The 12844-nt window shown below is 38.3% G+C and carries 16 protein-coding genes and 2 pseudogenes; 10 read left to right on the forward strand and 8 right to left on the reverse strand.

Going from position 1 to position 12844, the window contains the following annotated elements; translation table 11 throughout:
* Positions 1-24 precede the first annotated feature (24 nt).
* Entirely contained in the window at positions 25-552 is a 528-nt protein-coding gene (locus tag JEU79_RS24485; protein ID WP_198266537.1) for a hypothetical protein, read from the forward strand.
* A gap of 48 nt (positions 553-600) precedes the next feature.
* Positions 601-887 (forward strand): annotated as a pseudogene (locus tag JEU79_RS24490) (GTP-binding protein); the annotation flags it as partial.
* A 308-nt stretch (positions 888-1195) separates the two neighbouring features.
* Here the strand turns inward: JEU79_RS24490 and JEU79_RS29055 are convergent.
* A pseudogene (locus JEU79_RS29055) lies at positions 1196-2351 on the reverse strand (IS3 family transposase).
* A 67-nt stretch (positions 2352-2418) separates the two neighbouring features.
* Here JEU79_RS29055 and JEU79_RS24510 point away from each other — a divergent pair.
* The 7 genes from JEU79_RS24510 to JEU79_RS24540 all read left to right on the forward strand — a co-directional run bounded on the left by JEU79_RS24510 (position 2419) and on the right by JEU79_RS24540 (position 6373).
* A complete protein-coding gene (locus JEU79_RS24510) occupies positions 2419-2655 on the forward strand; it encodes a GTP-binding protein (protein ID WP_198266539.1) in 237 nt (78 codons plus the stop codon).
* Positions 2652-3317 (forward strand): hypothetical protein, encoded by a 666-nt coding sequence (locus tag JEU79_RS24515; protein ID WP_198266540.1) that lies wholly within the window; start codon positions 2652-2654, stop codon positions 3315-3317. Before JEU79_RS24510 ends, JEU79_RS24515 begins: the two co-directional genes overlap by 4 nt.
* A gap of 223 nt (positions 3318-3540) precedes the next feature.
* Positions 3541-3903 carry a roadblock/LC7 domain-containing protein gene (locus JEU79_RS24520; protein ID WP_198266541.1) on the forward strand — a complete coding sequence of 121 codons (363 nt, stop codon included), beginning with the start codon at positions 3541-3543 and terminating at the stop codon, positions 3901-3903.
* A gap of 62 nt (positions 3904-3965) precedes the next feature.
* On the forward strand, positions 3966-4442 hold the full coding sequence (locus JEU79_RS24525) for a PAS domain-containing protein (protein ID WP_425511203.1): 477 nt from the start codon (positions 3966-3968) through the stop codon (positions 4440-4442).
* Between the two features lie 57 nt (positions 4443-4499).
* Positions 4500-5249 carry a PhnD/SsuA/transferrin family substrate-binding protein gene (locus JEU79_RS24530; protein ID WP_198266542.1) on the forward strand — a complete coding sequence of 250 codons (750 nt, stop codon included), beginning with the start codon at positions 4500-4502 and terminating at the stop codon, positions 5247-5249.
* A gap of 16 nt (positions 5250-5265) precedes the next feature.
* A complete protein-coding gene (locus tag JEU79_RS24535) occupies positions 5266-6012 on the forward strand; it encodes a phosphate/phosphite/phosphonate ABC transporter substrate-binding protein (protein ID WP_198266543.1) in 747 nt (248 codons plus the stop codon).
* A gap of 115 nt (positions 6013-6127) precedes the next feature.
* Positions 6128-6373, forward strand: a complete 246-nt coding sequence (locus tag JEU79_RS24540; protein WP_198266544.1) for an RNA recognition motif domain-containing protein — start codon at positions 6128-6130, stop codon at positions 6371-6373.
* A gap of 10 nt (positions 6374-6383) precedes the next feature.
* On the opposite strand, the gene JEU79_RS24545 is transcribed toward JEU79_RS24540, so the two are convergent.
* From JEU79_RS24545 to JEU79_RS24570, 6 genes are all read right to left on the reverse strand, one after another.
* Complete coding sequence (locus JEU79_RS24545) at positions 6384-6842, reverse strand: YehS family protein (RefSeq protein WP_198266545.1); 459 nt, start codon at positions 6840-6842, stop codon at positions 6384-6386.
* A gap of 207 nt (positions 6843-7049) precedes the next feature.
* Positions 7050-7664, reverse strand: coding sequence for a PhnA domain-containing protein (locus tag JEU79_RS24550; protein ID WP_198266546.1), 615 nt, complete (start codon positions 7662-7664; stop codon positions 7050-7052).
* Between the two features lie 12 nt (positions 7665-7676).
* On the reverse strand, positions 7677-8231 hold the full coding sequence (locus JEU79_RS24555; RefSeq protein WP_198266547.1) for a hypothetical protein: 555 nt from the start codon (positions 8229-8231) through the stop codon (positions 7677-7679).
* Between the two features lie 14 nt (positions 8232-8245).
* On the reverse strand, positions 8246-8764 hold the full coding sequence (locus JEU79_RS24560) for a hypothetical protein (RefSeq protein ID WP_198266548.1): 519 nt from the start codon (positions 8762-8764) through the stop codon (positions 8246-8248).
* Between the two features lie 274 nt (positions 8765-9038).
* Positions 9039-10613, reverse strand: coding sequence for a HAMP domain-containing sensor histidine kinase (locus JEU79_RS24565; protein WP_198266549.1), 1575 nt, complete (start codon positions 10611-10613; stop codon positions 9039-9041).
* Positions 10606-10962, reverse strand: coding sequence for a phosphate/phosphite/phosphonate ABC transporter substrate-binding protein (locus JEU79_RS24570; RefSeq protein WP_198266550.1), 357 nt, complete (start codon positions 10960-10962; stop codon positions 10606-10608). The genes JEU79_RS24565 and JEU79_RS24570 overlap by 8 nt, the downstream gene beginning before the upstream one ends.
* Positions 10963-11223: 261 nt before the next feature.
* Here JEU79_RS24570 and JEU79_RS24575 point away from each other — a divergent pair, with 261 nt between their 5' ends.
* Positions 11224-12219 carry an IS30 family transposase gene (locus JEU79_RS24575; protein WP_198263143.1) on the forward strand — a complete coding sequence of 332 codons (996 nt, stop codon included), beginning with the start codon at positions 11224-11226 and terminating at the stop codon, positions 12217-12219.
* On the opposite strand, the gene JEU79_RS24580 is transcribed toward JEU79_RS24575, so the two are convergent.
* A complete protein-coding gene (locus JEU79_RS24580; RefSeq protein WP_198266551.1) occupies positions 12128-12766 on the reverse strand; it encodes a phosphate/phosphite/phosphonate ABC transporter substrate-binding protein in 639 nt (212 codons plus the stop codon). The genes JEU79_RS24575 and JEU79_RS24580 overlap by 92 nt on opposite strands.
* Positions 12767-12844: the final 78 nt, after the last annotated feature.

Consider the following 12844-nt stretch of genomic DNA (forward strand, 5'->3'; position numbering starts at 1 on the left):
GGTATTATTCGCCCACTCTGTCTTATGCCGCACGATAACCAAGTATCGTACAAGATAAAAGATGCCTCTTTTCGTGATGAATTACATGACATCATTCAATCCAATAAAAACAAAACACGACAAAAGAATCAGGAAAAACAAAGTTGGCGTATGGAGTCTTTTACCTGGCTGATTAGTCTTTGGTCTTCACGGGATCGCGTTCCTAGAGGCACACCTTTAGATCGTCCGGTTTATTTGATGCAATGGCCTAACATGACACGTTTAGCCGCTGTTCCTCATGGTGTGCGCATTGCAGCCTTGCTCTACGAACAGGCTAGCAACCTACCCGATGTTGCCCGTCAACTCGACATTGAACAACGTTATGTCTTTGCTTTTTATAGTGCCTGTAAATCCATCGGACTGGCCAATATTTCACGACGTCAAATAGATAAAACCTTTGTTAATGAGCAACCAAAACGACACAAAAACAAATCAATACTGGCTAAATTATTGGGTAAACTCTTGCATTTTGGAGAGAAAGGAGAGAAACCTCCCATCAGTAAATCTGCCTGAATAAGTACTTTTCACTTACATTATCATTATTCTTCTAAGGAATGAATTATGAACGAATTAAAAATTATCTTTGCTGGTCCTGTTGGTTCTGGAAAACCACCGCCATTGAAACCCTCAGTGACAGTGCACCGGTTTCTACCAATCAAAGCGCCACGGATATGACTCGCGTTAGAAAGGCTGAAACCACGGTTGCCATGGACTATGGCACGATGACCTTAGATGCTCAGGAAAAAATACACCTCTATGGCACTCCTGGGCAGGAACGCTTTGATTTCATGTGGGACATTCTCACCAGCAATGGTTTAGGGCTTATATTATTGCTGGATAATACCCGCCGGATCCTTTGAATGATATTGATGTGTCAACACTTTTCCGGACAGTTTTCTAAATATTTTTTGGCTGTTTCAAGTGATTTTTGTCATTTTGTATTTCCTATCATTTTAGTTTCTCATGTTAACTTTAAACAGATGAAGAGAAAGGGCTTTGCCCTCTGGAACGATAGAGCCGTTCCATTCACCCAAGGTATTTTCACAACGGTAATGATCCTGTTACAATATCTTCACGGCACAGGCTGAGGAGCCGATGGCCGTCAACGGTAATGGGCGGCATTTATGTCGCCTTTACCCCTCTTCAATCAATCGATTTAAGCTATTTCCTGCTGTATTTCATAATCGACTGGTGACAAATAATCATTAGCCGAATGAAGTCGCTCCCGATTATAAAATACCTCAATATATTCAAATATTGCCTGCTTTGCTTCTACTCTGGTTTTGAATCGACAATGGTGCGTCAATTCAGTTTTCAAACTATGAAAGAAGCTCTCTGATACAGCATTGTCCCAGCAATTTCCTTTGCGGCTCATAGACTGAATTATGTTATGATCCGACAATATTTTTCTATGACTATCAGAGGCATATTGGCTACCTCGGTCAGTATGCCAAAGCAATCCATCCATTGGTTTACGCTTCCATATGGCCATCAGTAAAGCATCATTGACTAGCTTGGCTTTCATTCGCTCATCCATCGACCAGCCAACAATTTGCCTAGAGAATAAGTCAATGACAACCGCTAAATATAACCAGCCTTCCTTGGTGGCAATATAGGTAATATCACCCACATAGTAGCGATCAGGTTGAGAGACAGTAAACTCTCTTTCCAGTAAATTTGGAGATATACGCTTATTATGCTTGGAATTAGTCGTCGCTTTAAAGCGTCTCTTCGTTTTACAAAACAAACCGGCTTTTTCATTAATCGACCAATTCTCCGGCGGCTTATATGAACGCCTTTTTCAGCCAGTTTTCTTTTAAGACGACGGGTTCCATAAGTCTTGCGACTGTCTTCAAACAGTTTTTTAGCTGCTCAGTAAGCGCTTCATTTTCTTTCTCTCTATCCGTTTTAGGAGAGCTAACCCAATCATAATAGCAACTACGGGAAACATCCATAAACGGCACAGAATCGTTACCGGGTAATCTTTAGCCTGATCAGTTATCCATGCGTACTTCACAAAGTTTCCCTTGCAAAGTACGCTGTGGCCTTTTAATAAATCACGCTCCTGAATCACTTTTGCCAATTCTTTTTCAGACGTTTTACTTCATCATAAATGTGTTCATCACTTCTATTGGCTACCGTCTTCACCGGTTTGGAATATTTACTGATCCAGGTATGTAGAGTATTTACATTAACACCTAGCTCCTGGCAGTCTGAGAAACGGGTTGATCCGTCTCATTAGCTAATTTGACAGCTGATTCTTTAAATTCTGATGTATAGCTTTTATTCGGTTTTTTTGTTTGATCATTCATTTTAGGTCACACTTTTTATCTTTTAGTTATTTTAAGTTGTGTGTCCGGTTAAGTATAGCCACATTATATGACTTTTTTTCTTGATTCGTTTAAGGATTATATTAAAGAAACCGGGGTTTCAATTGGCATTACACAAACAGATATTGTGCCTTTGGTTAAGATGGATCAGTATCAGCGTAGGCTTAAAGAACTGGGCTTTAAGGGAGCTATTTTTGAAGTGGATGCCCGTAATTTTGATGATATGTCTTATTTGGTTCAAGCCTTATTATTTACTATTGATCCTGGCCTGGAGTGTTCCGCATGAATGATGCTGCCTTAGAAAGATTAACCGATAAAAATCTGCTCCCTTCACCGGCAGGGGCTTATTATTGTGTTAGTTCCAGCGATAATGAACCCGCTCGTCTTTTTTTACAACAATTAATGGATGGTAATGAAAGCCTAACTTTTGATAGTGATACCTTGGCTGATATTTTTAAGGATATGTCGGGTCTACAAGATGAAGTCATTTATCACCTACAAAAACTCAATTTTTTACAGCAATTTGAACAAAAACAAAGTATTAAAGAGGGGACAATTGAAGATTCTCTACCAGATCTTTTAAAACAATTATCCAGCGACAAAAAAGCCTTGCTGGCAGATGGTCAGGGATTTTATTTAGCCAGTCATGGCTTTACTCATGAAGCCTCCGAAGAACTCTCAGCAATGAGTGGTGATTTTGTGACGCTTTATAGTCGTCATCAGGGTATTATCAAAGGCAATTTGAACATCCATTCCGGTGCTTTTGCTCTGGTTGATGCTGGCGGATATAGTCAACTGGGCTTCTGGCCTATATACATTGGTGAATTAGTCTTTATGTTGGTCATCTCTGGTGTCCCCCGTTTTGATCAGCAAGCTTTTGTTGATTTAGTCTGGCATTTACATAAGCGTTATTATAGTTATCAATCACCAACAGAGAACAACAACTAAAACTTATGTAACGATTCAGAAAATTATAAAGCACAATCAGAGTATCAGGTTGAGCGGTTTGTCTTTACAGGGTTTTGAAAACAGGATGTTTTCATAAAGCGTCACATGGATGTGCTTGAGCGTCCCTGTAAAGACAAACTGCTCAAGCTGGTACGGGAATTATACAGAACAATTATAGTTTATTTACTTACACACTTTTTATGATCAAAAAGAGGAAAGAACAATGAGAGAAGATATGTTATCTTCCATTTTGAATGAACTCAATGGAACTTCTGCTGATATTGAAGCATCTGCCGTCATTTCTACAGATGGTTTAATGATTGCTGCAGTATTACCACAGAGCTTAGATGAAGATAGGGTCGGTGCCATGAGTGCAGCGATGCTATCCTTAGGCGATCGCACTTCACAGGAACTTGCCCGAGGTGAATTAGAGCAAGTTTTAATTAAAGGTCGAGAGGGTTTTGTGCTCATGACCCATGCCGGTGAAGAAGCGGTTGTGACTGTATTAGCCAAACCAAAGGCAAAACTAGGATTGATTTTTCTCGATGTTAAACGTGCTGCTGATAGTATTACCAAGCTATTATAAATGCACTCTAAGCTTTGACAGTCTTACTATTAACGATAAGTTGTAAACAATAGGGTTTCATTATGCATGATATGAAAACTGACGATCTACCCGGCGATCAGTATCAGGAAGCACATCTTAAGTACCATGATGGGCAAGAACGTGATGTATTATTCACTGATATTGAAACAGAGTTCCCCGATGGCTGTCTCATTGTGTCACGAACGGATCTTAATGGTGTTATCACCCATGTCAATAAGTCCTTTGTTACCATGTCCGGTTTTGAGGAAGATGAACTCATTGGCCAAGCACATTATATTTTAAGACATCCGGAAATGCCGCCTGCTGCTTTTGGTGATTTATGGAAGACCGTTTCTAACAAAGAAAAATGGCATGGCTATGTTAAAAATCTGCGTAAAGATGGGGGGTTTTATTGGGTCTATGCTACGGTGATTCCGAATATTCGCGAGGGGAAAATCATTAGTTATACCTCCGTCAGAAGAAAGCCTTCGGCCAAAAAAGTCGCTGAATGCATTAAATTATATCCCACTCTTTTTTAAGCTATTTTTTAATGTCTATTTTTATAGAAAGTCATTCAAGTACTCTAGGAAAGCATCATGTCATATACGCTCACGATCAGTCCTGACTTTAAGCCTGATCTTATTTCCGGCTGGTATATCTTTAACACCTGGTTACAAAAAACCATTGGGGAAAATATTCACTTAGAAATGGTGAACAATTTTTCTGAATTGGGTGAGTTAATCGATGCGGATAAAATTGATCTTATCTATGCCAACCCTTTTGATATGACCAAGCTAATTCGTGAAAAATCTTTTCTTCCGGTCACTAAGCCGATTGGCAAACTGGATGAGGCTGTGATTATTGTTCATGCTGATAGTGACATACAAACAGTAGAAGAACTACAAGCAGGCATCAAAGTTTCTATCACGGATGCACCCGATGTCAATATGGTCGGCAGCATTATGCTTGAGTCCGCTGATATTTATCCAGCTGATTTTTCTACCCTAAATTGCAGCAATAATATCACTATTGCGAAAAATGTCATGAAGGGTGAAAGTGATATTGGTTTTATGCTTGCTGATTCTTTTGATGAACTGTCTTCTTTGGTCAAAAAGCAATTAAAGCTTTTAATACGCAGTAAAATTGATCTTTTACATCATACTTTTTTGATCAGTCCTAAATTATCTCAGCAGTTTTCAGCCATACAGTCTGCAATGGTTCAACTTGACCAGAATGTCAGTGGTAAAAGTTTACTACAAAGTCTGGAACTTGAAAAATGGCAGGCATTGGACAATGAAGAAGCTGAATTTATGATTGACCTTATCGATACGCTACAACCCGAATAGTTTTTGGAGGTTTACCATGTCATTTAATTTGACTATTAGCCCAGATTTTAAACCGGAATTAATCTCCGGCTGGTATATTTTTAATACCTGGTTACAAAAGCAAATCAATGTGCCTATCCATATCAATATGGTCAATGATTTTCAAGAGTTATCACAGGCCATCGATAGCGATAGCATCGATCTCATTTATGCCAACCCTTGTGATATTGCTAGACTCATCCGGGAGAAGTCTTTTTCCCCGGTAGTTAAGCCCTTAGGCAGTCACGATGAAACAGTCATTATTTCTAAAATTGGCAGTCCTATCACTAAAATAGAAGATCTCAGTAGCGGCTTAAAAGTGGCGCTCACTGACGTACCCGATGTGAATACGATGGGGATGATCATGCTCGAACCAGCTGATATTTCACCGGATGATATAGTATCCCTTCCCTGTAGCAATTATATTACGGTTGCCAAAAAGGTGATTAATGGTGAGGCTGATGTCGGTTTTCTCCTCGCTGATGCCTATGGTGAGTTTTCTAAATTGGTCAAAAATCAAACCCATGCACTCATCACCAGCCAAATCCATGTGCTTCATCATGCTTTATTAGCGGGTCCTAAGTTCTCTGAACACTTTGAAAGTTTACAACAGACTTTATCCAACATGCATAATGAGCCATCCGGTGTCTCTATTTTGAAAAATTTAGAATTGGATAAGTGGCAAGTCATGGATCATGATGAAGCTGAATTTTTAATTGATTTGATAGATACGCTTTCGACTTAAGGATCGCCCAAAGAATCACCCTAAAAATTATTTGGGTAGCGATATGATTCCTGTTAATATAGGTGGGTATATCTCTTTATTTTAGCTATATCTCTTTATTTTAACTGGATTTATCATGAAATTATTAATTCGCAACCTTGATCGCAGCACCACTGAAGCTGATTTAAAAGATTTATTCGAGGGCTATGGTACTGTGCAATCCTGTAATCTGGTCTTAGATAAAGACAGTGGCAAATCCAAGGGCTTTGCCTTTGTTGAAATGCCTAAACTGGGTGAAGCCAAGGCCGCCATGAAAAATCTGAATGGCAGACACGTCGATGATAATATGATTCGAGTTAAAAAAGCTGAAAGCAAGGCATAGCTGTGGTAGTTTAGTCACGGTACTCGAGTTGTAAACCCTTAAGAAAATTACGTAGAATTTGATCTTTACATTCACGATAATGTTTATGACCCGGCTTACGGAAAAAGGCACTGAGTTCGTGTTTGCTCATTTCAAAACCTGCTTTCAATAGAGTCTTTAAAACGTCTTCAGCTTGCATATTGAGGGCAATCTTTAATTTCATAAAGATAATATTATTGCTCAGGCGTTTTTCCGGCTCATGTTGTGGACCCTCTTTTTTGCCACGTTTTTCATTGATCAAACCATTCAAAAAGATAGCCATGTTCAAGTCTTCTAGTTTTACAAAGCCTTCATCTTCTTCTTTTTTTAGCCAGCTACTAATTTCTTCACGACTGACCTTATGATCGGCTAAAGCAAAGAGAGCAATCATTTTATTGTCATTAATATCAAAAATGTAACGAATGCGGCGTAAAATATCATTATTGGTCATTTAATTGTCCTGAATTTATCGAAATTATGAACTAAAGATTTTATAACTGTTCAGTATAATTCCCGTATCAGGTTAAATAGCTTGTCTTTACAGGGACGCTCGAGCACATCCATGTGACGCTTTATGAAAACATCCTGTTTTCAAAAACCCTGTAAAGACAAGCTATTCAACCTGATACCATGTGGGTTGTTTTAATCTACTGAATAGTTACGATTTTTTTACGAATTGGGTCAAAATAACAATCTGTTGACCATTAACCCGGCCTTCAATGTGTTCCGGATTGTCAGCCACCAAAGAAATACCACGTACTGCTGTGCCACGTTTAGCGACAAAGCTCGTGCCTTTTACATTCAAATCCTTAATGATCACCACCGTGTCACCGGCTTCAAGTTGTACACCATTGCTGTCTTTATGAATGACTTGAGGTTCATCATCACTATCGCCTTGCTTAGCACCTTCTCCCGTCGCTTGAGCCCAGGCCATCATAGCATCATCGAGGTATAACATATCTAATAAATCTTGTGGCCAGCCTTCAGCACTGAGTCGAGTGAGCATTCGCCAAGCCATCACCTGCACGGCAGGGACTTGGCTCCACATGCTATCATTGAGACAACGCCAATGATTAATATCCATTTTATCCGGATTATCAATTTGTGATGAACAGGTTTGGCAAAGTATAATATTGCTCTCGTCATCACTTTTTGCATCAATGCTATTCACAGTAATAGAACCTGACACTTCATAAGCCTGTAAATCATTTGTGGCGCCACAAAGTTCACATTTTGAATCACTACGCTCATGTAAGGTTTTTTCTATACTCATATTTTTCTCTGCTTATTGTGGATTCAATTGGGATAATTCATCAAGTAGGTTCTCAACGAGTTGCACCCCTTTTTCATCCATATTTTTTGTTAATACTTTCAAGTCACGCTCGCCATTTATTAAGGGACGAATCATCGCTCCTAAATAGCGAATATCACCACTTGATGCGACCATTTGCTCTGCCATATCGCCGAGCACTGATAATGCCTTTACATCACCCTTAGTTGCTGCATCAATTATATTGGCCAAGCCCGGTGCGGCAAATTTTTTATCTGCTGGCGCATCCATTTTCGGCAATTGAGTTTGGTCTTGAAGACCAACGAGGATGGCAAGGGCAATAGCTGCGTCTTCTTCATCTAGGCCAACGAGTAAATTCGTATCGCGTGAGCCAGATAAAATTTTTCGGATGCGTGCAATCAAGTCCTGCCAACCATTTTGCTCTGATGCTTGTAACACTGGCTCCAGTTGTGACAATAAACTTTGATTTTGACAGGCCATGACGACACTATTGATCAATTGCGCATGTACCTGGGCAATTTGTTTGGTTTTTTCGGGTAATTTTGCCATTGTTTTTCTTTTTTCTATTGAAGTCGTTGTGTCTTTGACCAAATGATATTCTGGGTCAAATTGTTGATTAATTTCAATGACAACTGATCTTGCTGCCTTCCCTGATACATGGAACAGCTTCCATTGAAGCCTCCACTTAGCTGATATTCGCTTTGCTCTAAGGCTGACTGCAAAACAAATTTTCCTGAACGCTGTATGCGATTTTTGATCGCCTGATTCAGTAATTCACTTTTATTACTATCAGCAGTATCTACAGAAGGAATAGGGGAGAGATAAACTCTTATGCGTCGCTCTGCACTGGCTTTGTTGACCGCTCGACTGTGTAACATCGCATCAATCATTTTATTGACTGCTAATAAATAATCAGCCGTCGAAATATTTTGTCTCATGGACTGATCTTGGCAGGGTGATTGTTGTTTATCATTTGCCTTGACTATAGCCCGCTCAGCATTCGACTCTTCAGAAAGAATGGGAAATTGTGTCTGGCAAGCGGTTAATAATAACATCAGTGAGGAAACGATTAGTTTTTTCAAAAGAAAGACCTCAGATCATCAAATTCATAATATCTGCTTTATTTTAAACCATTTTGACGGTCTTAGTGGGATATAAATGCATTATAAGTGCTGAATAATGATTTTTTACTAAAAAAGCTCTGCTTCACCGGATTCTGTGGAATTTTCTTTGTTGGTTAGATTTGAGATAACAGATTGAAGTAGTACGGCATATTGCGATAAGTCACCACTTTCAGAGATACTTTCTTTGGTGGTTCTTATTACTACGATTTATTAGATTTTTTGTGTGCTTTATTCAACATTTTTTAAGTGGTAAAAAGAGCTTAAACTGAGCACCTTTGCCAATTTCGCTTTGACATTCAATGCTACCATTTAATTTTTGCACGACTAAATTATAAACAATATGTGTACCCAAGCCCGTTCCTCCTTGACCACGTTTTGTGGTTACAAAAGGATCAAATAATTTATCTAAAATATTCTCCGGTATACCAGCACCATTATCAGAATACTTAAAATTCAGTGTTCCATCTTCCATAAGGAAATCAATGTTAATGTCCCCTGTCGATGCTGTTTCAAAGGCATGAATAATTGAGTTCATCACAAGGTTACTCACTATTTGATAAAAAACACCTTGATAACTCATCACCTTCAGGGTCTTATCACCTGTAATTTTAAAGTTGATATTGATTTGTTTTAAATTGGGTTCAAGCACTTTAATGATTTGTTGTAAATTTTCATAAAAATTAAAACAACTGGATTCTTCTATATGCTGATCAACAGCCACTTTTTTAAAATTACTGATAAGATGTGCTGCACGCTTAATATTCCCTAGTGCAATTTCACCACTTTCCTGTACAACATCCATATAGTCTGTGAAATCTTGTTCTAATAAATCATGATTCTCATGTTTCTTTTTAAGCTCTATACTCGCATCATTCAAATAGCTAATCGCGGTTAAACAAATACCAATGGGAGTATTTATTTCATGTGCAACACCGGCCACAAGATTGCCCAGAGAGGCCATTTTCTCAGTCTCAACGAGTTTTTCCTGCATATTCAATAAAAGTTCATTTTGTTGTTTTAATTCCTTTGTACGTTGTTCTACTTTTAAGTGTAAATTTTGTTTTTCTTTTTTCAAATCATCATAGGCTGATTTTAAGCGTTGAATCATTAATTTGAAGGTATTAGCTAAAACACCTATTTCATCGGGCCGCTCTAAAATATTATTTTCAATTTTTATTTGCTCATCAGAAAATGAAAAATTCTGTATGTTTTTACTCAACTGTGTCAGTGGAGATGTATGCATACGAATAATAAAAAGTGTTGCAGTTAAAATTAATGCCATAAAAAAAACCATCACACTGAGTAAAATATAAATTTCTTTATTTTTAAATGCAGAGAAAATATTGTCTGACGTATAATAGGCAATATGCGCATTAGCAAAAATTTCATCGTTGACCTTAGATGAATAAATAATTTCTTTGACGGGCTCACCCTGATAGCTTAATTCACGACTCATCGATAAATTAAACGCTGCTAAGGTAGGTGAATATTGAGCAATTTTTTCTGCATCCGTATGGATAATAATATGCCCTTTTGGTCCGGACAAATACCCATAGGCATAAATATCTTTTAGGACGATTGCGCTCAACCAACGCTCTAATAATTCATAATCCCTTGAGATCAGAGCATCAATACTCCCTTCGGCCAGACTTTTGGCACTGGCATAAGCCAAACGCTCTTTTTCTTCCAAGTGCTGATTATGCTGATTAAGCAAAATCGTGTAACCTGAAGTCAGCATTGCACCAATAAAAAGAAAAATAAGACTAATGGCAATTGTTGAAAATAAACTTAAATGAAATCTAGCCACTAAACTCGCCAGATTTTAGCAATTCTTTGGTTAAATTCTCTATAGCTGGATCATAAGGAATAAAACGTTTGATTTTCATTTTCTGCATGGCTTTAAGCACGGCCTGACCTTCTTCAGAATCTGGCATAGTAATAACAATTTTCTTTATTTTTATGAGTAATTCGTGTTCAAACCCAGTTCTAGAAGCTAATACATTTTCTGGATAATGGCCACTCGAGGCAATAATTTTTAACTCACCGGTGTCTATTTTTTTCTTCATTAATTGATAGTTCACACCACACATGGTCGCAGCATCGGCTTTGCCCAATAAGACATCATAAATTGAGTTGGTTAGATTTTTAGTAAACAATTCGGTGGTTTCTTCTTTCTTAGATTCAACTCATAAGTGCAACACTATTTGGTTGTATTTGTGATATTTGCTGGTTTATCGCTGGCTCATGAAATTCCCGGGGTGGCCGAGCGTAGCGATGGCCACCCCGGGAATTTCATGAGACAGCGACGCGCCTGACGGCGCTACTAAAAAAATCATAAGTACAGCAATGATTTGCTCGAAAAAATGGCCAATTGCTTGTAAAATCGGCCATTTTCTCCTGCAAGAGTAAAGTGACTTATGAGAACTTACAAGCAATTGACACAAGAACAAAGATACTACATTTCGACTGAGATTAAAAATGGCATTTCCCAGTCTAAAATTGCTCAGGCGATTGAGGTGAGTAAATCTACTATATGCCGTGAAATTAAACGCAACGCTGGTTTACGTGGCTATCGATTTAAGCAAGCTCAAGAAAAAGCCGTTAAGCGTCGCTACAATGCTTCTAAAGCAATTAAAATGACGGATGACATGATTGCCCTTATTGATGAAAAGCTTTCACAGCACCAGTGGAGTCCTGAACAGATATCAGGTTGGTTACTGAATGACAAAATGCTACTTCTTAGCCATGAACGTATTTATCAACACATATGGGATGATAAGAAGCAAGGTGGTGATTTACATCAGTATTTAAGGCGTCAGGGAAAGAAATACCAAAAGCGTGGTAGTAACGGTAAAAGCAGTCGAGGACAAATAATTAATCGAATTTCCATTGATGACCGTCCTAAGATTGTTGATGATAAACGTCGTGTTGGTGACTGGGAAATTGATACAGTGATCGGTAAAGGACACAGTGGTGCTCTGGTCACGATTGTAGAAAGAAAAACGCTTTACACATTAGTAGCAAGAGTGAATGGCAAACAGGCTGATTGGGTGACACAAGCAACAATACAATTGCTTAAACCCTTTAAAGACAGGCTTCATAGTATTACCGCAGACAATGGTAAAGAGTTTGCTTATCATGAGCAGGTAAGCAAAGCTCTTGATACAGCATTTTATTTTGCCCACCCTTATTCTTCATGGGAGCGAGGGTTAAATGAAAATACTAATGGACTGATTAGACAATATTTTCCTAAAGATACAGACTTTAAAGAAGTGACTGATAAAGAGGTTTACAACATGATGGAAAAACTTAATAATAGACCTAGAAAGGCACTCGGCTTTCAAACACCATTCCAGGCAATGAAAAAATCATTTGCAAGAACTGGAATTTCCTGCGTTGCACTTCAGAGTTGAATCCGCGTTTGGTTTTCAGGCCATGTTGATAAAGATAGGCTCTGGGTGCTAAATAACCGCCTGCGCCCATTGGGCTAACAAAGGCAAAGGTTTTGCCCTTGAGTTGGCTGACATTATTAATTTCTGAATCACTACGGACAAATATTGAACTCTGACTGGTAGTACTATCTTCAATATTTTCCATTTGGGCAATGGCAACTGCCTTATCTGCTTGCTTTAATAGGTAAAAAATATGTGAATTGACATAAAAAAGGTCAACTTGTTTTTTTTCTGCCATTTTTTTCAGCTTACCAAAGCCTCTGGGTGCAATGATATTAACAGGTATGCCAATTGCATTTTCCAGATAATTAGCAAATGGTTTCCAGTTTTTATAGGTTTTTAAAGGCGGGGCTAACGACAGGATTCCAAGGTTAATTTCCTTAAGCTTCTCATTAACCATCTCATTAACTTGAGCAGCATAGAGAGGATTCGCCAAGGAAAATATTGTGAATATTGCAAGAAGAAGTGAACGGCTAATGAAATTAACCGATAAATGCTTGATACTCATTAAATAATTCCCCTAATGCAATATATTTTAAATAGTCCAAAAAGCTATCCATTGCATATTTTGTTCTTAATTAAAAAT

The sequence above is a fragment of the sulfur-oxidizing endosymbiont of Gigantopelta aegis genome (assembly GCF_016097415.1).
GTDB lineage: Bacteria > Pseudomonadota > Gammaproteobacteria > GRL18 > GRL18 > GRL18.